This window comes from Shewanella oncorhynchi (assembly GCF_030848765.1).
In the GTDB taxonomy this organism is placed as follows: Bacteria; Pseudomonadota; Gammaproteobacteria; order Enterobacterales; family Shewanellaceae; genus Shewanella; species Shewanella oncorhynchi.
Window position 1 is genome coordinate 3,988,138 of sequence record NZ_CP132914.1, and the last position, 21,090, is coordinate 4,009,227.

17 protein-coding genes are annotated in these 21,090 nt (G+C 46.5%); 10 read left to right on the plus strand and 7 right to left on the minus strand.

Translation table 11 applies throughout. The features are described from left to right. Window positions 1–98 precede the first annotated feature (98 nt). The gene (locus RA178_RS17715; protein ID WP_306685423.1) at window positions 99–764 is read left to right on the plus strand and encodes a peptidase; all 666 of its coding nucleotides are present in this window, start codon (window positions 99–101) and stop codon (window positions 762–764) included. Continuing rightward, window positions 761–1,543, plus strand: coding sequence for a PepSY domain-containing protein (locus RA178_RS17720; RefSeq protein ID WP_306683090.1), 783 nt, complete (start codon window positions 761–763; stop codon window positions 1,541–1,543). Before RA178_RS17715 ends, RA178_RS17720 begins: the two co-directional genes overlap by 4 nt. A 158-nt stretch (window positions 1,544–1,701) precedes the next feature. On the opposite strand, the gene RA178_RS17725 is transcribed toward RA178_RS17720, so the two are convergent. Then, window positions 1,702–2,247, minus strand: coding sequence for a mechanosensitive ion channel family protein (locus tag RA178_RS17725; protein WP_106651494.1), 546 nt, complete (start codon window positions 2,245–2,247; stop codon window positions 1,702–1,704). A gap of 106 nt (window positions 2,248–2,353) precedes the next feature. Here RA178_RS17725 and RA178_RS17730 point away from each other — a divergent pair, with 106 nt between their 5' ends. The 4 genes from RA178_RS17730 (at window position 2,354) to ahpF (ending at window position 7,369) form a co-directional block, all read left to right on the plus strand. Next, complete coding sequence (locus RA178_RS17730; protein ID WP_306683093.1) at window positions 2,354–3,097, plus strand: spermidine synthase; 744 nt, start codon at window positions 2,354–2,356, stop codon at window positions 3,095–3,097. 89 nt (window positions 3,098–3,186) lie between these two features. After that, complete coding sequence (locus tag RA178_RS17735) at window positions 3,187–4,722, plus strand: leucyl aminopeptidase (RefSeq protein WP_198573862.1); 1,536 nt, start codon at window positions 3,187–3,189, stop codon at window positions 4,720–4,722. Window positions 4,723–5,065: 343 nt separating this feature from the next. Further along, entirely contained in the window at window positions 5,066–5,635 is a 570-nt protein-coding gene (ahpC, locus tag RA178_RS17740; RefSeq protein WP_105250080.1) for an alkyl hydroperoxide reductase subunit C, read from the plus strand. A gap of 162 nt (window positions 5,636–5,797) precedes the next feature. Then, entirely contained in the window at window positions 5,798–7,369 is a 1,572-nt protein-coding gene (gene ahpF / locus RA178_RS17745; protein WP_306683096.1) for an alkyl hydroperoxide reductase subunit F, read from the plus strand. A gap of 66 nt (window positions 7,370–7,435) precedes the next feature. Here ahpF and RA178_RS17750 read toward each other — a convergent pair whose 3' ends face one another. The 6 genes from RA178_RS17750 to brnQ all read right to left on the minus strand — a co-directional run bounded on the left by RA178_RS17750 (window position 7,436) and on the right by brnQ (window position 13,379). Beyond that, window positions 7,436–7,876: a GNAT family N-acetyltransferase gene (locus tag RA178_RS17750; RefSeq protein WP_263238733.1), complete on the minus strand. Its 441-nt coding sequence runs from the start codon at window positions 7,874–7,876 to the stop codon at window positions 7,436–7,438. Window positions 7,877–7,910: 34 nt separating this feature from the next. Then, window positions 7,911–8,240 carry a hypothetical protein gene (locus RA178_RS17755; protein WP_113939820.1) on the minus strand — a complete coding sequence of 110 codons (330 nt, stop codon included), beginning with the start codon at window positions 8,238–8,240 and terminating at the stop codon, window positions 7,911–7,913. Window positions 8,241–8,257: 17 nt separating this feature from the next. Beyond that, window positions 8,258–9,982: a single-stranded-DNA-specific exonuclease RecJ gene (gene recJ / locus RA178_RS17760; RefSeq protein ID WP_306683099.1), complete on the minus strand. Its 1,725-nt coding sequence runs from the start codon at window positions 9,980–9,982 to the stop codon at window positions 8,258–8,260. 94 nt (window positions 9,983–10,076) lie between these two features. Beyond that, window positions 10,077–10,802: a bifunctional protein-disulfide isomerase/oxidoreductase DsbC gene (gene dsbC, locus RA178_RS17765; RefSeq protein ID WP_306683100.1), complete on the minus strand. Its 726-nt coding sequence runs from the start codon at window positions 10,800–10,802 to the stop codon at window positions 10,077–10,079. A gap of 141 nt (window positions 10,803–10,943) precedes the next feature. Next, window positions 10,944–11,846, minus strand: coding sequence for a site-specific tyrosine recombinase XerD (gene xerD, locus RA178_RS17770; RefSeq protein WP_105250086.1), 903 nt, complete (start codon window positions 11,844–11,846; stop codon window positions 10,944–10,946). 120 nt (window positions 11,847–11,966) lie between these two features. Continuing rightward, window positions 11,967–13,379 (minus strand): branched-chain amino acid transport system II carrier protein, encoded by a 1,413-nt coding sequence (gene brnQ / locus RA178_RS17775; RefSeq protein ID WP_212599767.1) that lies wholly within the window; start codon window positions 13,377–13,379, stop codon window positions 11,967–11,969. Window positions 13,380–13,907: 528 nt separating this feature from the next. On the opposite strand from brnQ, the gene RA178_RS17780 reads away from it, so the two are divergent. From RA178_RS17780 to RA178_RS17795, 4 genes are all read left to right on the plus strand, one after another. After that, window positions 13,908–14,624 (plus strand): tRNA1(Val) (adenine(37)-N6)-methyltransferase, encoded by a 717-nt coding sequence (locus RA178_RS17780; protein WP_306683103.1) that lies wholly within the window; start codon window positions 13,908–13,910, stop codon window positions 14,622–14,624. Window positions 14,625–14,860: 236 nt separating this feature from the next. After that, window positions 14,861–16,120, plus strand: a complete 1,260-nt coding sequence (srmB, locus tag RA178_RS17785; protein WP_105250089.1) for an ATP-dependent RNA helicase SrmB — start codon at window positions 14,861–14,863, stop codon at window positions 16,118–16,120. A 362-nt stretch (window positions 16,121–16,482) separates the two neighbouring features. Further along, on the plus strand, window positions 16,483–17,694 hold the full coding sequence (locus RA178_RS17790) for an efflux RND transporter periplasmic adaptor subunit (RefSeq protein ID WP_113939815.1): 1,212 nt from the start codon (window positions 16,483–16,485) through the stop codon (window positions 17,692–17,694). Continuing rightward, entirely contained in the window at window positions 17,694–20,885 is a 3,192-nt protein-coding gene (locus tag RA178_RS17795) for an efflux RND transporter permease subunit (RefSeq protein WP_306683105.1), read from the plus strand. The genes RA178_RS17790 and RA178_RS17795 overlap by 1 nt, the downstream gene beginning before the upstream one ends. Window positions 20,886–21,090 lie beyond the last annotated feature (205 nt).

The window sequence follows — 21,090 nt, forward strand, 5'->3', positions numbered from 1 at the left end:
GCAGGCTAAATTAATTAAATAAAAGGTGAGTCATCAACTTGAAGCGGGTTAACACACTAAAACGAGTCTCATCGGCGCACTTTCTGCACCGATGGTTGATGCTATTGCTGGTACTGCCGATTGGGATCTGGTCAGTCACCGGCAGCTATTTCGTCTTAATGGATCTTGGGTTTATCCGTGGCGATCATATTAAAGTGCAAGACACCCAGCATATTGATCCCAGCCAGATCCATTACTCAATCGCAGCGGTTTATGCGCGTTTCCCTAAGGCTCAAGCAATCGCGTTAACCTCAATCACTGATACCCTCTATTACCGGATTAAACTGAACGATAAGTCCATTCTAGTGGACGCAGATTCGGGTGAATTATTGCCTTCGATAACGGAGAAACAAGCCCGAATGATAGCTTCAAACTATCAGCATAACGGGTCTTTACCCTTAGAGGCTAAGCTTGTTAGTGCAACTCTGCTCACCGATATCGCCCCAGCTGAACTAGCGCCGCAATACCTACCAGTTTGGAGAATGGATTTTAACGATAGTGCAGCCACAAGCCTTTACCTATCAGCAACAACGGGAGAGTTAGTCACGCGCAGACATGACTATTGGCGTTTGTTCGATCTCTTTTGGAAATGGCACATTATGGATTACGACGAGGGTGAAGCCATCGACAATCTTCTACTGCTGAGCACGGCTCTAGTCTCCATTGTGGCTGTGTTAGCTGGCTTCGTCTTACTGTGGCAGCGAAGAAGGAGGTATCTGAGATGATGCCGAATCTTAAACTTAAGCCTAAACCTAAGCCTCAAAGTAAACACTTCAAACGCTGGGTCAAAATCGCCCACTATTGGCTCGGTGCCATAGTTAGCATTCAACTGCTACTTTGGCTTGTTACTGGGGTCTATTTCAATTTAACGCCCCATGATGAACTCAAGGGAATGGAGTACCAACTTAGCCATAGTCCTGAGCCGCAAAGGCAAGAGTTTGATCCACAAAAGCTCGTGGATATCGCTCCCTTACTGGCTAAACATACTCAGGTAGAAAGCCTGACATTAATAGCACTCGCGGGTAAGCCTGTTTATGTACTCGATGCTAAGGTGCAGCGCTATGCACACCAGTGCCAACAGCAAACCTTGATTGATGCCTATACGGGAAATACCTTACTCATTAATAAACAAAGCGCGCAACAACTGGCGCTTGAAAGTTATACCGGGCCAGGGAAAATTACCCAAGTTAAGCAAATATCAGCCCCCATTAGCGAGTGGCCAACCCAGTGCAATTCACTTTGGCAAATAGATATGGATGATGACCTGTCGACGCGGATTTACATCAATGCGGTTAATGGTGAATTAGTTGGCCATAAAAATGACCACACAGACATCGCCGACTTGATGTTTAAATTGCACTTTATGGATTACCTCAATCAAGGCAGCTTCAACAATCCCTTTAGCTGGCTGTTTGGCATACTGACCTTGTTGTTATCCCTATCAGGCCTGTATTGGGTTGTTGAGAATCTGGTACTCAAGCGCTATCGGTTAAGTCTGAGTTGAATGGCTAGAACGGCAAGAGCTATTTCATTCATCTCATCGTGCGCCGCGATTGGTTAATAGACCCTATAAGCCTGCCAAACGACTCAGACACGCCCACGAACGCTCAGCACAGCACAGCACAGTTTGATAATCAATGTAGCGCTGCGCAACAATCCAAACTACTCAGGATCAAACTTCTTTTTGCCTTCGAGTAAGGCCTGACGTTCGGCTAAGGGAGTCTGATCGGCGAGCTTTAACACTGCCTTTTGCAGCATGAGGTTATTGGGATAAGTAATGGTATCGCCATTGTCGCGGTGAATAAGCACATGGAATAAAGCGATTTCGATGATCACGCCGCTAATATCTTCATCCTTATCGACCACCCGAATGCGCTCGCCGATACGGTAAGGAAACACGAAAAAGATCAGCACCCCAGCGGTTAAATTACTCAATATCGACCATTGAGCAACCAATGCTACGCCCATTACTGCAAAGGCGGATGACACAAATAGCGACACATCCTGATAGCCCAGTCCGAGCGAGACCGCCATCAAGGACAGAGTAATAAAAAACATCACATAGGAAATAAAACGGGTCACTAAACTGGTCCGTGCCACACTCACTTGCTTCATTTGCGCGAGTTTTCTAACCCAATGGGTTAAGGCGCGCTGTAAAAAGATAAACACTGCAAGATAAATACAGGCAAGCAGGATTTGATTTGTCATAATAGCGGCTCAATTAACTAAAACTGTCTGAATTCTAACTTTTTTGCGCGAGCAGTTATAGCCCGTGCAAACAAGCCAAACAGCTAAACCGAGTAATTAATCCAATATGGCCGATTCTACCCTCTTACATGAAACCCAAGACGCACTAGGCCCGATTCGTGTAATCGATTACGACGACTCACGGATCCTGTCCTTTGGGGATAACGATGAGCAGAGTAAGATCCTCAAGGCGGCGCCCCATATTCCCCAGCACACTTATGTGCAAGCCATGTTGTTGGTTTTACTATTTTGTAAGCCCAAGAGCACTATTGTTTTAGGTTTAGGCGGCGGCTCGATTATTCACTCACTGCGCAATTTCGATGCGGCAATAAAGTTAACTGCAGTGGAATTACGCCCCGCGGTGATTGAGTTAGCTAAGCGCTATTTTCAGCTGCCGATAGGTAAAAAGCTCAATCTTATCAATGATGATGCTATTGCTTTTTTAGCTGCTGGCGATCATAAAAAAGTGGATGTAATTTTTGCCGATATTTACACAGCCAAAGGCGTTGAAACAGGGCAGCTTTCGCCAATATTCCTTGAGCAGTGCACTAACCTCATCAAACCCAATGGGTATTTAGTGCTGAACTGCTGGAAAGAACATAGCCAAAATCGCGAGTTGTTAGCCGACTTACAACAACACTTTGCCCATGTAAACGCTTGTCTCACAGGCGGCGGTAATTGGGTGATTTTTGCGAGCCAATCGCCGCAGCTTTTAGGCACCTCGGCCCTTAAAAGTAGTGCTCAATCTTTATCGCAACAATTGGGTTTTGCCCTTGATCGATCATTGACACGCTTTGGGCCTTGGATTTAATACTAATATCAGCAAAATAGCGTAAATTAGTTAACCCTAAGGCTGAGCTTTGATATTCTTCTCACACTTCCATGATATGAGCTGTCACCATGAAAAATAATAATAAATTGATGTTAAGCGTTATGGCTCTGGCGTGCCTTAACTCTCTCAATGCTAACGCCGAAAGTTTTAGTTTTGACACTCGTAGCTCACTGAATTCAGATACATTAGTGCTATTCCAAAGCGCTGATTCTACTACCTATGGGATCGACTTTTTACCTCAGTCGACCCAAGATCAATTAAACCTAGCAACGGCGGATAATATTTTTTCCGGCAAACGGGGGGAAATCCTCGAGATTTTGGTACCCAGCGAAATTGATGCTAAACGGGTCTTACTGGTCGGCATTGGCGATGCAAAAAACTTAACGCCCGGTGACATTAATACCATCGGTGGCAATGTTGCGGCTAAACTCGATACGGTTCCCCAAGCTACAGTGCGTGTACTCACCCAAGGCTTAACTGCCGCGCCGCTATTTGCCTCTGAGCTTGCCCACGGAATTGAACTACGCAGTTATCGCTACACTCAGTTCAAAGCGAGCCCCCGTGCCGAGAAGAATTACCAAATCGCTGTCGATGATTTAAGTCGCAACCAAAAACACCATAAAAATCTGCAAGCGGTTGAAGCGGGTGTGTTTTTAGCGCGCGATCTGACAAACGCACCTGCAGACATTATGTATCCCGACAGCTTTGCTAACGAAGCCAGAAAACTCAAATCCCTCGGCGTTAAAGTCACGGTATTAGAAGCCAAAGATATCGAACGTCTACAACTGGGCGCCTTAGCTGCTGTAGGTAAAGGCAGCGAGCGCCCACCTAAGTTAGTGGTCGCCCATTGGCCTGGTAGCAAAGACGCGCCAATCGCACTGGTCGGTAAAGGCATCACCTTCGACTCGGGTGGTTACAATATTAAGGCGACAGGTACTTCAATCGCGCGGATGAAGTCAGATATGGCAGGTGCAGCCACAGTGCTTGGCACTATTAAAGCCATGGCGATTCAAAAAGCGCCAGTCAACGTAGTGGCGATTATGCCCATGGCGGAGAACATGGTATCGGGTCATGCAATGATCCCTGGTGATGTGATTAAAACCGCCCAAGGTCTCACCGTTGAAGTGCTCAATACCGACGCCGAAGGTCGCCTAGTGCTGGCCGATGGCCTCTGGTATGCCAGAGAAAATTATAAGCCATCAGTGATTATCGATGTTGCGACACTGACTGGCTCAAAAGTGAGTGCGTTAGGCAATGTTTATGCAGGCTTGTTTACCGATTCTGAGCCTTTAGTACAGCAGCTAACTTATGCAGGTCAACAGGTTGGCGAAAAGGTCTGGCGCTTACCGTTAGATCAAGCCTATGCGGATGAGCTTAAATCCACTATCGCGGATCTCACAAACACAGGTAAAGAAGGCAGCGCAGGCGCTTCCTCTGCGGCCATGTTCTTAAAACGCTTTGCGGGCGAACAGCCTTGGGCACATATCGATATCGCGGGCAATGCCTTAACCGCCACCGATACCGCAGTTGTGCCTGCGGGTGCAACAGGTTACGGCGTGCGCTTACTCAGCACTTGGTTAACTCAACCCAAAGCACAGAACTAGAACCTAGAACCTAGAACCTCAGTATCTTGTTTTAATTGTATTTACACTTTAAGGGATATCATTGATATCCCTTTTTTATGCTCGAAATTTATCTTATCTCAATCAACAAAAACCAGCCGACTAAACCCAGACTACACCCAATCACGCCAAACCCGCAGCCGTCGTAGAAAAACCGATTGAGTCCGACCTAATCGCATCAACATTCGACTAAACCGATTAGGATAATAGTTTTTATCCGTTATCTTAATTTTAATCGAGTCGGTAATATGCTTCACATCGACAGGACGCAAGCAAATGTCCTCGTTATGAACTTAAGCCATCATCAACTAAATGGAAGCATAAAATGACTCAATCAATTATCAACAGCACAATCAAACCATTCAAAGCCACTGCATTCCACAATGGTGAGTTCGTTCCTGTAACTGAACAAGACCTGTTAGGTAAATGGTCTGTTGTCTTCTTCTACCCAGCAGATTTTACCTTTGTTTGCCCAACTGAATTAGGCGACATGGCTGATCACTACGAAAAACTGCAAGGAATGGGTGTTGAAGTTTACTCAGTATCAACTGACACACACTTCACTCACAAAGCATGGCATGACACGTCAGACACCATCAAGAAGATCAACTTCCCAATGCTGGCTGACCCAACAGGCACTATCAGCCGTAACTTCGGCGTGATGATTGAAGAAGACGGTTTAGCACTGCGTGGTACTTTCGTGATTAACCCAGAAGGCCAAATCAAGGTCAGCGAAGTTCACGATTTAGGCATCGGCCGTAGCGCTCAAGAGCTAGTTCGTAAAATTCAAGCAGCTCAATATGTTGCTACTCACGATGGCGAAGTTTGCCCAGCTAAATGGCAACCAGGTGACGAAACATTAGCACCGTCTTTAGACCTCGTTGGCAAAATCTAATTTAGCCTGCAAAGCGTCAACCCCGCCAGTCTAGCGTCCCAAGCTGATTAGCGTTACAGCCAACACAGTTGTAGCGCCACGCAGCAAAGGATTAAGCCCGCCCCTGCAAGGGCCTAGACTGGCCCCCTTTTTCTCCCTTTTACGCGATTTTGGAGTCATCAAATGTTAGATGCGAATTTAAAAAATCAACTGCAAACCTATCTGCAAAACCTCAAGAGACCAGTTGAACTTGTCGTGTCTGCAGATGAGAGTAGAAAGTCTCAAGAATTAAAAAGCTTAACGCAAGACATTGTCAGCCTATCTTCTCTGGTGAGCCTGAAAGAAGTTCAGGGCGAACGCACCCCGGCAATGACAGTGATTAACCCAGAGCTTAATACGCAAATCAGCTTTGCTGGTCTGCCTATGGGTCACGAATTTACCTCACTCGTGCTGGCATTACTGCACACGGGTGGACACCCAATCAAACTCAGCGATGATATTATTGAGCAGATCCGCAATCTGCCAGGCAAATATGCCTTTGAAACTTACGTCTCACTGACCTGCCAAAACTGCCCAGACGTAGTACAGGCACTGAACATGATGGCGGCCATTAACCCGAATATCACCAACGTGATGATCGATGGTGCCCTGTTCCAAGAAGAAGTAACCAGCAAAAACATTATGGCTGTGCCTTCTGTCTACTTAAATGGCGAAGTGTTTGCAGCTGGCCGTATCAGCATTGGCGAGATTTTAAATAAGTTGGATACCAATGCCGCAAGCCGTAAGGCCGATGAAATTAATGAAAAAGCGCCATTCGAAGTCTTAGTCGTTGGCGGCGGCCCAGCCGGCGCAGCAGCAGCCATTTATGCAGCACGTAAAGGACTTCGCACCGGTATTGTTGCCGACAAGTTTGGCGGACAAGTGGCTGAAACCGTCGGTATCGAGAACTTTATTTCGGTCAAAGCGACCGAAGGTCCAAAACTAGTGGCAAACCTTGAAGCCCATGTACGAGACTACGAAGTCGACATCATGGACAACCAAAAGGCAGTGTCGTTATCAACAGATGGCTTGTTCGAGCTTGAACTGGCAAGCGGCGCTAAATTACGTAGCCGTACCGTATTGTTAGCCACAGGTGCACGCTGGCGTGAAATGAACGTCCCTGGCGAGAAAGAATACCGCGGCAAAGGTGTCGCATACTGCCCGCATTGTGATGGCCCGTTATTTAAGGGCAAGCGTGTGGCGGTGATCGGCGGCGGTAACTCAGGTATCGAAGCGGCTATCGATCTTGCGAACATAGTAGAACATGTGACCGTGCTGGAATTTGATAAAACCCTGCGCGCTGACGATGTACTGCAACGTAAAGCGGCTTCTATGGGTAACATTAAAATCATTACCCAAGCCATGACCACTGAAGTCACTGGCGATGGTACTCGGGTTAATGGCCTGAACTACACAGACAGAGCCACTGGCGAGAGTCACCATGTCGCACTTGCAGGTATCTTCGTGCAGATTGGGCTAGTACCGAATGCGGAATGGTTAAAGGGCACTATCGATTTAACCCCAAGGGGCGAGATCATAGTCGATGAGCGCGGGCAAACCTCAGTTCCAGGTATTTTTGCCGCAGGTGATGTCACTAACTCACCTTTCAAGCAAATTATCATTGCCATGGGCAGCGGCGCGACCGCATCACTGGGCGCATTTGATTACCTCATTCGCCACAGCGATGAAGAAACCGCCGCGACCAAAGCCGCTTAAGGCTTCGTCAACAGACATCAAAGCTAACGCAAAAATAGCCAGCAAATGCTGGCTATTTTTTTGATGTTAACTAAGGTATTGATAAGGCTTAGCAGGCCTAATTTGCATGAGCATTTCAGGGGTATCGACCGCTTTAAATCCAAACTGGGCGTAGAGTCCATGGGCATCACGGGTGGCTAACATTATCCGTCTTAAACCTTGTAATTCAGGATGTTCAAGAATCGCTGTTATCATCAACTTGCTTAAACCTAAGCCGCGGTGCGACTCAAGTACAAACACATCGGCAAGATAGGCAAAAGTGGCTTTATCTGTGATTAAGCGGCCAAAAGCCACTTGTTGATTGTCCTTATCAAATACCCCAAAACACAGGCTATTGGCTAACGCTTTTTGTAGCAGCGCCTTTGGCATGCCCTGCGCCCAATAACTATTACTAATAAAGCCATGGATAACCTCAAGATTCATTTCAGCTTGATCTGTACTGACTCTGTATCCTGTTTCCTGCTGCATTTTCCTTTCTCCGAAATTTTCCGTTAACGTCAGCTCAGGTGTTATTGGCACTCATAAATATCATAAATGCCATCGCTAATAACACCACTTTAGCTAACGAATACAAAGCCCCCGCTAAAGTACCACCGCCATGATAACTAAAGGCTAAGTGGCGATTGATTTCATACTTAAAGGATTTAGCTAAATAACGGTAAGCGAGAAAGTAAAACAAGGAGGCTGCAGGCCAAATCCCCATAAGTAGCATTTGCCCCTGAGCCTTAGTGGTGAGTAAGGTTGAGATAAACGGTATGCTTAAGCAGACAACATATATCCAAGCAAAACGCTTAAGTAGCTGGCGGATTTTTTTATCGGATAATGATTTCAACTTCACTCCTTGTCATCTTACATAGCTTCGATTTGCTCAACCATAAGTTGCAGCGAAAAATTGCCGCGATACTCATTCACATCGAGTTTATACACAACATGGGCATGATTAATCGTCGCATCTGGCCAAGTGTGCAAATCCACATTAAAGGCAATGGCATCGAGCATCACAGTACCGCATTGGGTTTCGAGTACGAGCTTAAGGTGGCGCTCACCGACAAGACGTTGTTGCACTATCGTAAAGTAACCATCGAATAACGGCTCTTCGAAAGCTTGTCCCCAAGGCCCCGCATTACGCAGTAACTGAGCCATTTCAAGATTCAACTCTGCGGGAGTGAGTTCGCCATCGGACCAAAGCTCGCCCGTTAGCAGCTCAGGTTTAAGCTGCTCACGCACCGCATCATCATAGGCTTTAGCAAATATCGCAAAACTGCCCGCTTTGAGCGATAAACCCGCCGCCATTGCATGACCACCAAATTTGATAATCAGTCCCGGATGGCGAGTGTTCACTAACTCCAATAAGTCGCGCATATGCAAGCCTTTGATCGAACGCGCCGAGCCTTTAATTTCACCATTGCCTGCATCGGCAAAGGCAATCACGGGTCTATGGTATTTGTCTTTAATGCGCGAGGCCAAAATCCCGATCACGCCTTGGTGCCAATCCTCTTGAAATAAGGCGATACCCCAAGGTAACTCGGCTTCGTTGAGCTTTAAGTGCTCAAGGCTTTTTAAGGCTTCCTGCTGCATGCCGACTTCCAGCTCACGACGTTCTTGATTCAATCCGTCAAGCTCTGCCGCCATGCGCCGTGCATACATCATGTCTTCGCAGAGTAAGGTTTCAACCCCAAGTGCCATTTCATCCAACCGGCCTGCGGCATTAAGCCTTGGGCCCACGGCAAAACCAAAGTCAGATGCGACAATGCGCGCCGGATTTCGCTTCGCCACTTCAAGCAACGCAGTAATCCCCACACGGCAACGCCCGGCTCGCACGCGCTGCAAACCTGCTTCAACCAAAATACGATTATTGGCATCGAGTGACACCACATCGGCAACGGTGCCAAGGGCAACGATATCGAGTAGTGTGCCTAAATTGGGCTCAGCAATACCATGGGTTTGATACCAGTTTCGCGTCCGCAATTCAGCCCTTAATGCCGTCATCAAATAAAAGGCCACGCCGACACCCGCAATCGATTTGCTGGCAAATGGACAGCCAGGTTGGTTAGGGTTCACTATCGCATCGGCAGCGGGTAACTCATGGCCGGGTAAATGATGGTCGGTAATCACCACTTGCATACCAAAGGCTTTGGCCGCCGCAACACCGTCAATTGATGAAATACCATTATCAACTGTGATGAGTAGCTCTGCCTGTTTGGAGGCCGCAACTGCAACAATTTCAGGGCTTAAGCCGTAACCATAATCGAAGCGATTGGGGATCAAGTAATCCACTTTCACCGCGCCCATCATCCGCAGCGCCAACATACACACACTGGTCGATGTGGCACCGTCGGCGTCAAAGTCACCCACGATCAAAATCGACTTATTCGCCTGCATTGCATCGGCGATAAGCACCGCGGCTTCGGGCAACCCTTTCATGGTTTCAGGTCTGAATAGACCCTTAAGGACAAGCTCGCATTCGTGGTTTAGCGCACCACGACGAGCATAAAGCTGTTTCAATAGCGGCGAAAGATGAGCGGGTAAATGGCTATCATCAACGGTTGGGCGACGGACTATCTTATGGATCAAGGGACTCAAACTCTCATGAAATCGTGGCAATAAGATAACAAAAAGGTGAGCCTTAAGCTCACCTTTCGTGGGATAAATTTTACATTTTAGGCTGTTACTGACGTGCCTCTAAGGTGCGTAATAAGTCTTCAGGCGGTTGATAACCAGGGATCATATTGCCATCTTCTAATATGATTGCAGGCGTACCATTAACACCAAAGGTTGTGCCTAACGCATATTGCTCAGCAATTTTAGCATCACATGTTGCCGCGGCAACTTTGCTACCCGCTTTAGCATCAGTCATGGCTTTTAATGGATCTTTAGCACACCAGATAGCTTGCATCTCATCGGCATTAGCTGACGGCACACCCGCGCGCGGGAAGGCTAAGTAACGCACTGTAATACCAAGTTTATTGTAGTCAGACATTTGGCTATGCAATTTACGGCAATAACCACAGCTAACATCGGTAAATACAGTGACCACGTGTTTTTCGTTTTTCGCTTTATAGACAAGCATATTCTCTTCAAGCGGCTTCATCATTTCTAAACGCGGACCCGCTAATGCGGCTTCGGTTAAGTTTTTCATGCCCTTATCGATATCATACACACTACCGTGGAATAGTTTTGAACCATCACGGCTAATATAGAGCACGCCGCGGTTGGTCATGGCTTGATACAAGCCCTCAATTGGTGAGTCCTGCATAGAAATGACTTCAACATCTAACATCTCACCGAGTTTTTGCTTAATCGCAGCGGTATCGGGAGACGTCGCAGTGGCAGCGCTGGCAAGTGGTGCAACTAGGAGGGCAAAAACTAAGGATAATGCTGGGGTCAACTTCATGGGACATCCTATAAATTGTGTCGCTACAACGAGATATTGGGGCCGTTCTAACTCGAGATATTCAATAGACCCTGTATAGGGGCAAAAAGTTACAGACAAGCCGCGCGGAAAGCAAATTTATGCTGTAACTAAATCCTTTTTTTAGCCTCTAGGATGATGCTGTTGATGCAATTCCTGCAATCTTGCCCGTGCTACATGGGTATAAATCTGTGTCGTCGATAAGTCGCTGTGACCTAATAACAGTTGGACAACCCGCAGATCGGCACCGTGATTGAGCAAATGAGTGGCAAAAGCATGTCGTAAAGTGTGCGGTGATAATGCAGTTTCAATCCCCGCACGCAGAGCATAAAGTTTAATCCGATGCCAAAAAGTTTGCCGCGTCATCATCTGCCCGCGTTTCGACGGAAATACCACATCAGATTGTTTATTACCGAGCAACTCTTGGCGAGCAAATTTCATGTAGCCCTCCACTTCGGTAATAGCCAATTCCCCCAGCGGCACAAGACGCTCTTTGCCACCCTTGCCCACAATACGTACTAAGCCTTGGCGCAAACTCATTTGCTCCATGGTCAAGCCGACAAGTTCACTCACCCTGAGGCCAGTTGCATACAAAAGCTCTAGCATTGCCTTGTCACGGCATTCGACGGCATCATCCACATTGGGCTCAGACAGTAAACGGTCAACCTGCGACTCACTCAGAGAATCCGGCAAATGGCGCGTTAACTTAGGTGACTCGACTAAGGCCATAGGATCGGCTGAAATCTGCTTGGTCTGCACCAGATAAGTATAGAAACGCCGTAAGCTGCTGAGCAGCCGAGCGCTACTGGTACGCGCAAAATTCTGCTCAACTCTAAAGGCCAGATATGCCCTAACATCGGCCTGAGAAACCGCGAGTAACGTCACGCCTTGCTGACCTTGATAACGATCAAAATGGCGTAGATCGGTACGATAGGCCGATAGCGTGTTATCACTCAGTCCCTTGCTTGACCAAAGATCATCAAGAAAAGCATCGATAAGTGGATCTGGCATATAGGTTTTAGGCACAAATACTCCATAAAAAAACGGCGTAATCAAATGATACGCCGTTGATATTAATTTAAATATGTCTAAGCCTGCATAAGCTTAACTGAGTTAAGCATAAAGACGAGAACTCGAATGCAAAGCCTAGGCTGCAGCCGTTTGACCACGGCCACGACCGAATACTAAACACAGTGCAATCGTCGCAATGGTCGGCAATAACCAAGCCATACCTTCTTCATAGAGTGGCAGCTTAGATAACACTGGAGACATAACATTCACTATATGGATAAAAACCTGTGCTAAGCCATTAATGGCTTGACCATCAGCGTCAGTCAAACTTTTCGCTGCCACTTTAAGACCATCGAAGATGCCGAAAAACAGTGCCACGCTCAGTACTGCACGATGTGCAAACTGTGGATTCGCAAAATAAGCGGTCAGGAAAGTCACAACCACAAGAGCAATAGCCACAGGATAAATCGTCATTAATACGGGAATACTAATAGCAATCAACTGACTTAGGCCCACGTTCGCAATCACAGCGCATATCAAGCTTAAAAAGACCACGAGGAAACGGTAAGACAGTTTAGGCATCAGCTCATTAAAGAACTCAGAACACGCACTCACTAGCCCAACCGCAGTGGTCAAACAAGCTAAAGTCACGACTGATGACAACAAGACTGAGCCTAGTTCACCAAACTCGCGGGTCACGTAATTTGTTAATATTTCGCCACCATTTTTAGTGCCGATAGCGATATCGCCAGCGGTTGCACCTAAAAAGAACAAGGACACATACACAAAAGTTAAACCAGCGGCGGCAATAAAGGCTGCACGGATTAGATACTTAGTTTGATCACTGGGTTGGTCAATGCCCTTTTTACGCAGGATATCAATAATCAACATACCAAACATCAAGGATGCTAACGTATCCATAGTGTTATAGCCTTCCAAAATACCTTTGGTCAGCGGATGCTGTTGGTAATCCCCCACTGCTTGGCCCACTTCGGATGCAGGTAAAAACAGCACTGAAACGGCTAATCCGACCAACAAAATCAATAAAATAGGCGTTAATACTTTACCTACGCTATCGAGCAACTTACCAGGGAAAAGCGCCAGCAACATAGTGACAGCGAAGAAACCTAATGTGTATAGCAGTTGCGTCAGGTTTAATTCCAAACTGCCCAGCAAAAACGTTGCCGTAGTGTCATCGATAAATGGCTTAGCGCCAATCTCGTAAGCCACTAATCCCGTACGCGGCGCAGCAAAAGCAGGGCCGATAATAATGTAAATCGCGACGGCCAATGTCGTTGCTGCAAATACTGGCAGCATAGCCATAACCTTACCTTGAGCCTTAGCGACAGCAATCAGTCCAACTAAAGGTAAACCTACGGCGGTAATCAAAAAACCCAACATGGCGAGGGGCATATTTTCGCCCGCTAACATACCCGCGAATGGTGGAAAAATTAGGTTTCCCGCACCTAAAAAGAACGCAAAGGTCATAAAACCTAAGCCTAATGTATCTCCGATACTCATCTGATTGTCTTGCACTGGAAGCCCCATCTTGTCTTATTGTTTTTTTACAAACTTAAGTGATTATGTGTCGATTAGCCATAGCTAAAACAAAGCCCATCCGGAGTGCAAATCTATGTTTACACAATTCCGTGGTAAATATGTTCGATATCTGCCGAGTTTATAAACGATGGCGAACGTTTATGTAGCCTAACTGACGACTAATTCACCAACAAACTCGTTTACCTATCCGTTAATCTTAAAAGTGATTAAAAATGGGGGCGAAACTAATACCAGACTTAAAGCATCAATACAAGACAACAAGTCCGTTCAGGCAAAAAAAGCTAAATAATGCTAATTAACTGCTAATAAAAGGTTTCTAAGGCAATAAATTAAAGCGTTAATTAAGTGAAATTAGTATTACCACGTAAAATAGTAAATGATTTGGCGACACAAATTCATACAGCTAGGACAGATGCGACTGTTTAAAAACATTAGCTAAAAACGAGGGCTAGAATTAGAATATTGCGCGCCCAATATTGGGCCTAAATCACTTTAGAACGGCAAAATTAACTCCCCATGGCATTCACTTTTAAACAATTTCATATCGATGACATGAATTGCGGCATGGCCGTAGGCACAGACAGCGTCGTCCTTGGGGCATGGGCACAACTGACCACCGCGAAATCAATCTTAGATATAGGCGCAGGCAGCGGCTTACTCAGTTTAATGGCAGCTCAGCGCAGTCAAGCACATATCACCAGTGTCGAATTAGACACCAATGCCGCCCATGCTTGCCAACATAACTTCCACAATAGTCCTTGGGCTAATCGACTGACCTTAGTTAATTGCAGCATCCAAGACTTTTGCCAACAAACTGAGTATCAAGAGTATTTTGATCACATAATTTGTAATCCCCCCTATTTTGAGCAAGGCACGCAAGCGATACAATCCCAGCGCGCTATGGCCCGCCACACAGATAGCTTAAGCTTTACCGCACTACTCGATGCCATTCATGTGTGCCTAGCACCACAAGGAAAAGCAAGCCTCATATTACCAATGCAGAGTATGGCGCGTTTCGACGAAATACTAACGCACTCTCAGCTCAATTTGATTGAAATAACCAACCTTATCAGCATTGTAGGGAAAAGTGCTAATCGAGTACTCTGCGTACTCGCCCATAAGACTCACCCGCAAATGGCTCCAAAGCTCAGTGATATCACTATTCGTGAACGTTCAGGCCAATACACACAAACCATGGTGCAATTGGTCCAAGATTTTTACCTTAAATACTGATATCGAGTCCAATCCTGACACGTTAAGTAAAGCTAGCTAAGTTTGACAAATTTAACGAAAGGTCCAATTCCCCACAAATTAAATGCTAATACATTGACCTAAAAGTAATTAACTTATGCCAATTACCATAAAACTTTACTGACACAGAAGATAAACACAGGAGATCTAGATAAGTTATTTAAGTTAACCGCCATAACCTTTATAATGCTTCGCTATTATCCGTCGAGACGCTGCGCATGCAATTTGAAGATTTCCAGCTTGACCCTAGCTTATTAGAGTCGCTTAATGCCATGGGGCATCATTCACCCACTACGATTCAGCAAGAAACGATTCCTTACGCCTTAGAGCAAAGAGATATTCTTGCGCGCGCCCCGACAGGAACAGGTAAAACAGCGAGCTTTTTACTGCCATCGCTACAACATTTGATCGACTTCCCCCGTCGTTTTGCTGGACAAGCAAGGGTGCTAATCCTCACGCCAACCCGTGAGTTAGCCAGCCAAATCCACCGTTATGCGAGTCACCTAGCCACAGGCCAAGGTTTAGATATTGCTATCGTTACTGGCGGCGTTCCTTATGGACCACAGGAAGAAGCCTTAGCAGGCAACGTCGATATTCTGGTCGCGACCCCAGGCCGCCTGATGGAATATTTAGACAAAGGCAATTTCAACGCCCAAGAAGTCGATATCTTAATTATCGACGAAGCCGATCGCATGTTAGACATGGGCTTCTCTTCTGTGGTGCAAGCCATTGCTATTGAGGCCCAAGGCCGCAAACAGAACATGCTGTTTTCTGCCACCTTAGAAGGCGGCGGTGTACAACGTTTTGCCCGTGAAGTGTTAAACGACCCGATTGAAATCGATGTTGAAGCCCCTCGCAGTGAAAAAGCCAAGATCCACCAATGGATCCACTTAGCCGATGATAAAGAGCATAAATTTGCGCTGTTGTGCCATTTGCTACGCCAAGAAGATGTCAAACGGACTATCGTATTTGTGAAAACCCGCGACATCGTTTCTAGCCTAGAAGGCCAGTTACTTAAAGTCGGTATTCCCTGCGCCTTTATGCGTGGTGATATGGAACAGAAGAAACGCTTCCAAGCCTTGAGTCGCTTTACTAAAGGTGAAGTCAATGTCTTGTTAGCGACCGATGTGGCTGCACGCGGTATCGATATCGACGATATCACTCATGTGATCAACTTCGATATGCCACGTTCTGCCGACACTTATATCCACCGCATTGGCCGTACTGGCCGCGCTGGCGCAAAAGGTACCGCGATTTCGCTTGCCGAAGCCCACGACATGCGTATCGTCGGTAAAATCGAGCGTTATATCGAGCAACCGTTGAAACGCCGCGTGATCGAAGAGCTGCGTCCAAAGAATAAAGAAGCGCGCACACCGGGTAAGAAAAAAGCCAAAGTGAAAGCGAAAGAAGCTGCGAAGAAAACGAGCAAGAAAGAAGCGGCAAAGAAAGCGAGTAAAATCGCCCGTAAGAAAAAGTAACACCCGCTTAAATTCACCAAACTAAAGCCGCTATATGCGGCTTTTTTATTACCAAAATATAACTTACGTGGGTGATTTTACTAAAAATATCCTGCTATGTTTAATTATATAGAATGAAATGCGGCGGATTTAGAGCAGTTAACCCCAATACGTATTCATTCTTATTTCAATATATTCCAATTACCTAACTGAACCTTTCATCACCTTTCTGCTCTAATTTTCGCCCAAATATCGATGCATGATGAGCATATCTGTCGCGGCATCACTTTTAGAAACATTTAATTTACAAAAATAAATTTATTGGCGTGGCCGACTCTGCTACTTTAACCCCATTACGCGATTAGCATGGATTTAACCATTATATGATGAAGACCCTACTGAGGAGACTGTCTCCTTTTCTTATTCTGCTGCTGTTTGTCTTTGGCGCAGCCTTATTAATGCAAACGAAGGAGGCGCCAGAACAAAAACCTGAAGAGATGCCCATTCCTATCGTTGATGTCACGCAAGTAACTCAGCAAACAGTATCGCTAAACTTACCTTCCTACGGCGTGGTTACCCCAAAGTATAAAACCCAACTCGTAACCGAAGTTCAAGGCAGAATGCTCACTATCTCCCCTCATTTTGTTGCAGGTGGCATAGTCAAGAAAGGCGACCAATTAGCGCAAATCGAACCCTCAGATTACGAGGCTGACTTAATGCAAGCCGAAGCGACGCTGGCCCAAGCCACCGCCGCACTGAACGAAGAAATAGCCCGTGGTGAAGTCGCTAAAATCGAATTCAAAGGCTACGACAAGGGTTTGCCCCCTGAGTTAGGTCTACGTATCCCGCAACTCAAAAAAGAACAAGCTAACGTAAAATATGCGCAGGCAGCACTGGCGCGAGCCCAACGTAACCTTGAGCGCACGGTTATTCGCGCGCCCTTTGATGGCATAATCAAAGTTAGAAATGTCGATTTAGGTCAATACGTTAGCTTAGGCACTAATCTAGGTGAGCTCTACGATACTCGCGTTGCCGAAATCCGCTTACCCATTTCTAATGATGATTTAGCCTATTTAGAGTCTGTCGATAATCCCGATACCCAAGTCACGCTTAGCGCCTCTTTGGCGGGCAAAGAAAATACTTGGGAAGGCAATATTATCCGCAGTGAAGGTGTTATCGATGCCGAAAATCGCATGGTGTATTTAGTCGCAGAAATCAAAGACCCCTATCTGCGCGCGAATAAAGTGCCAGGTAGCTTACCGCTTAAATACGGCAGCTTCGTCAATGCAGTCATCAAGGGCCGCACTGTCGATGGCATCGTCAAATTGCCCCGCCATGTGGTTCGTAATGACCAAGTCGCCCTAGTCAACGACAAAAATATCATTGAAATGCGCCAAGTAAATGTGGTTCGTAGTGATTTAGAAAATGTGTTCATCAAAGACAGTCTAAAAACGGGCGAACGCGTCGCTACGACCCACTTCAACAGTATGGCAAATGGGCAAATGGTCAAAATTTTAGGTGAAGCGGCATTGCCCACTGAGACACCAAAAGAAAATACTCCTGAATCGAGTCTTGCGGCCGCTGGAGTCAAATAATGGACACTCAAAAAGGGATCTTAGCTTGGTTCGCCCGCAACAGTGTGGCCGCGAACTTATTAATGTGTGTTCTGCTCATCGGCGGCCTTTTCAGCAGTATTTTGATTAATAAAGAAGTTTTTCCTTCTTTCGAACTCAATTTATTAAATATTTCCGTCGCCTATCCAGGTGCGGCGCCACAGGAAATCGAAGAAGGCATCAACATCAAGATTGAAGAAGCCATCCAAGATATCAACGGCATTAAGAAAGTGACTTCTGTGGCTAGCGAAGGCGTTGGCTCGATTACCGTTGAAGTTGAAGACGGTTACGAAGTGCAGACCATTCTCGATGAAGCCAAACTGCGGTTAGATGCAATTTCAACCTTCCCAGTGAACATCGAAAAACCGAATATCTCTCAAATCAAACCTGAGAATAACGTCATTTGGGTTTCTGTTTATGGCGATATGACACTCCACGATATGAAAGAATTGGCTAAGTCGGTTCGTGACGATTTAACCCAACTCCCCGCTGTAACCCGTGCGAAAGTCACAGGGGTGCGCGATTATGAAATCGGTATTGAAGTTTCTGAGAATAAGTTACGAGAGTACGGCTTGACCTTCTCACAAGTCGCATTAGCAGTGCAAAACTCCTCCTTAGACTTACCAGGTGGCTCTATTCGTGCTCAAGATGGCGATATCCTATTGCGCACCAAAGGCCAAGCCTACACGGGCGATGACTTTGCCAATATAGTCGTCACAACTCGCGCAGACGGTAGCCGTGTGATGCTGCCACAAGTGGCGACCATCAAAGATGATTTTGAAGAACGTTTGGAATATACCCGCTTTAACGGCAAACCCGCTGCGATTATTGAAGTCACCAGCATTGATGATCAAAACGCCTTAGACATTGCAGACCAAGTCAAACAGTACGTCGAGCAGCGCCGCGCCACACTGCCAGCTAACGCTCAACTCGATACTTGGGGTGATATGACCCACTATCTCCAGGGCCGCTTAGACATGATGATGTCGAACATGTTTTACGGTGCCTTGTTGGTATTTATCATCTTAGCTATGTTCCTCGATCTGAAGTTAGCATTTTGGGTCATGATGGGAATACCCGTGTGTTTCCTCGGCACTATGTTGGTCATGCCGCTCGAACCTTTCTCCATGACGATCAACATGTTGACCCTATTCGCTTTTATCTTGGTGCTCGGAATAGTGGTGGATGATGCCATTGTCATCGGCGAGAGTGCCTACACAGAGGTCGAACGCCACGGTCACTCGGTTGAGAACGTGATCCGCGGCGCGCAAAAAGTGGCGATGCCCGCGACCTTCGGGGTCTTAACCACAATTGCGGCATTTATTCCCATGTTAATGGTTTCTGGCCCTATGGGGATTATCTGGAAATCCATCGGTATGGTGGTCATCCTCTGTTTAGCCTTCTCACTGGTAGAGTCTAAATTCATTCTGCCAGCGCATTTAGCGCACATGAAGTTTAAAAAAACTGGCGCACCAAAGGGATTCTTTGGCCACCTAAAAGCCAATTTTAACGACAGAGTGCAATACTTTATTCACCACAGCTATCGCAACTTCCTCGAGCGCTGTATCAAACACAGATACAACGTGGTCGCTGCCTTTATCGGTGTATTGATTCTGTCGATTGCCCTAGTCGCCAGTGGCAAAGTGCGCTGGGTATTTTTCCCTGACATTCCCTCAGACTTTATTCAAGTTGAACTTGAAATGGATGAAGGCAGCTCCGAAGGTAACACCTTAAAAGTGGTACAGAGCATAGAAGAAGCCCTGTACAAGATGAACGAAAAAATGGAGAAAGATAACGGCTATCAAGTGGTGAAGCATAGCTTTATCAATATGAGCTCCCGTACCTCGGCCTTCATTTTTGCCGAACTGACGAAAGGGGAAGACCGTGAAGTCGATGGCGTGACGATTGCTGCCGCGTGGCGTGAACAATTGCCCGAGCTTTTGTCAGTCAAGAAACTCAGCTTTAACGCGAGCACCAACGATGCCGGTGGCGATATTTCCTTCAGACTGACCTCGAGTGACCTCGATGAGCTGTCCGCAGCCTCTAAAGAGTTGAAGCAAAAACTCGCCAGCTACGAAGGCGTGTACGATATTGCCGACAACTTCTCCTCGGGCAGTCATGAAATTCGCCTGAAGATACGTCCAGAGGCTGAAGCCCTTGGCCTGACCCTTTCCGATTTAGCTCGCCAAGTGCGTTACGGTTTCTATGGTTATGAAGCCCAACGTATTTTACGTAATAAAGAAGAAATCAAGGTGATGGTGCGCTACCCATTAGAGCAACGTCGTACTGTGGGTTATCTGGAAAATATGCTGATCCGCACGCCAACGGGCACTTCGGTTCCCTTCTCGACTGTGGCACAAATTGAAAAAGGTGAATCCTACGCCTCAATTACCCGTGTTGACGGCAAGCGAGCGATTACCATCACGGCAAATGCCAACAAAAACATCGTTGAACCTTCAAAAGTAGTGCAAGAAATCCAAAAAGATTACCTGCCACAATTGCAGGCCAAGTACCCTAAAATCCAAACTGCACTGGACGGTGGCAGTTTGGATGAACAGAATGCCATGGTCGGTTTGATGCAAGGCTTCTTCTTTGCGCTGTTCACCATTTATGCTTTGATGGCCGTGCCACTTAAATCCTACAGTCAGCCGTTAATCATCATGTCTGTGATCCCCTTCGGGATTATCGGCGCTCTGTTTGGTCACTTAATTCAGGGACTCGCGATGAGCGTGTTAAGTCTCTGCGGCATAGTGGCATTAGCGGGAGTGGTGGTGAACGACTCCTTGATTTTGGTGGACTTTGTGAACCGTGCGCGGGAGCAAGGGCAGTCGGTCAGACAGGCTGCGGTCGATTCAGGCTGTTATCGTTTTAGGGCGATCATCCTGACGTCACTCACCACCTTCGTCGGCTTAGTGCCTATTATTCTCGAGCGTAGTTTGCAGGCGCAAATAGTGATCCCTATGGCGACATCCCTCGCCTTCGGTATCCTGTTCTCGACCCTTGTGACGCTAATTTTAGTGCCCTTGCTGTACATCATACTCGACGACATTAAGCGCACTAGCAGCCGCTTCTTCCATTGGTGGTGGCAGCCTAAAAAAGACCATGAAGTGGACTTTACACCTGAGCATTTAGAGCCGCCGGTCCCCACTGACTATAAAAAAGACTATCTATAGGAAGTTAACTAGAAGCAGTTAATCAATGTCTTGAACCTTAAAAAGAGAGCTTAGGCTCTCTTTTTAATCCTCAGTGCGAGTCAATAATCTCTCAATCATCTATGCCATTTTGAGTCTGCTGCGAGTGGCTTGAGCTTTCAAGTTGCGATCTAGTTGACAGTTATCGCATCAGGCTTTCGCTACACTGTGTTTAAGTCGTCAGCTA

Bases quoted from the DNA above. Each gene is read 5' to 3' on its own strand.
- RA178_RS17715 (WP_306685423.1), top strand. From the start codon at position 99: ATGCTATTGCTGGTACTGCCGATTGGGATCTGGTCAGTCACCGGCAGC.
- RA178_RS17720 (WP_306683090.1), top strand. From the start codon at position 761: ATGATGCCGAATCTTAAACTTAAGCCTAAACCTAAGCCTCAAAGTAAA.
- RA178_RS17725 (WP_106651494.1), bottom strand. From the start codon at position 2,247: ATGACAAATCAAATCCTGCTTGCCTGTATTTATCTTGCAGTGTTTATC.
- RA178_RS17730 (WP_306683093.1), top strand. From the start codon at position 2,354: ATGGCCGATTCTACCCTCTTACATGAAACCCAAGACGCACTAGGCCCG.
- RA178_RS17735 (WP_198573862.1), top strand. From the start codon at position 3,187: ATGAAAAATAATAATAAATTGATGTTAAGCGTTATGGCTCTGGCGTGC.
- ahpC (WP_105250080.1), top strand. From the start codon at position 5,066: ATGACTCAATCAATTATCAACAGCACAATCAAACCATTCAAAGCCACT.
- ahpF (WP_306683096.1), top strand. From the start codon at position 5,798: ATGTTAGATGCGAATTTAAAAAATCAACTGCAAACCTATCTGCAAAAC.
- RA178_RS17750 (WP_263238733.1), bottom strand. From the start codon at position 7,876: ATGCAGCAGGAAACAGGATACAGAGTCAGTACAGATCAAGCTGAAATG.
- dsbC (WP_306683100.1), bottom strand. From the start codon at position 10,802: ATGAAGTTGACCCCAGCATTATCCTTAGTTTTTGCCCTCCTAGTTGCA.
- brnQ (WP_212599767.1), bottom strand. From the start codon at position 13,379: ATGGGGCTTCCAGTGCAAGACAATCAGATGAGTATCGGAGATACATTA.
- RA178_RS17780 (WP_306683103.1), top strand. From the start codon at position 13,908: ATGGCATTCACTTTTAAACAATTTCATATCGATGACATGAATTGCGGC.
- srmB (WP_105250089.1), top strand. From the start codon at position 14,861: ATGCAATTTGAAGATTTCCAGCTTGACCCTAGCTTATTAGAGTCGCTT.
- RA178_RS17790 (WP_113939815.1), top strand. From the start codon at position 16,483: ATGATGAAGACCCTACTGAGGAGACTGTCTCCTTTTCTTATTCTGCTG.
- RA178_RS17795 (WP_306683105.1), top strand. From the start codon at position 17,694: ATGGACACTCAAAAAGGGATCTTAGCTTGGTTCGCCCGCAACAGTGTG.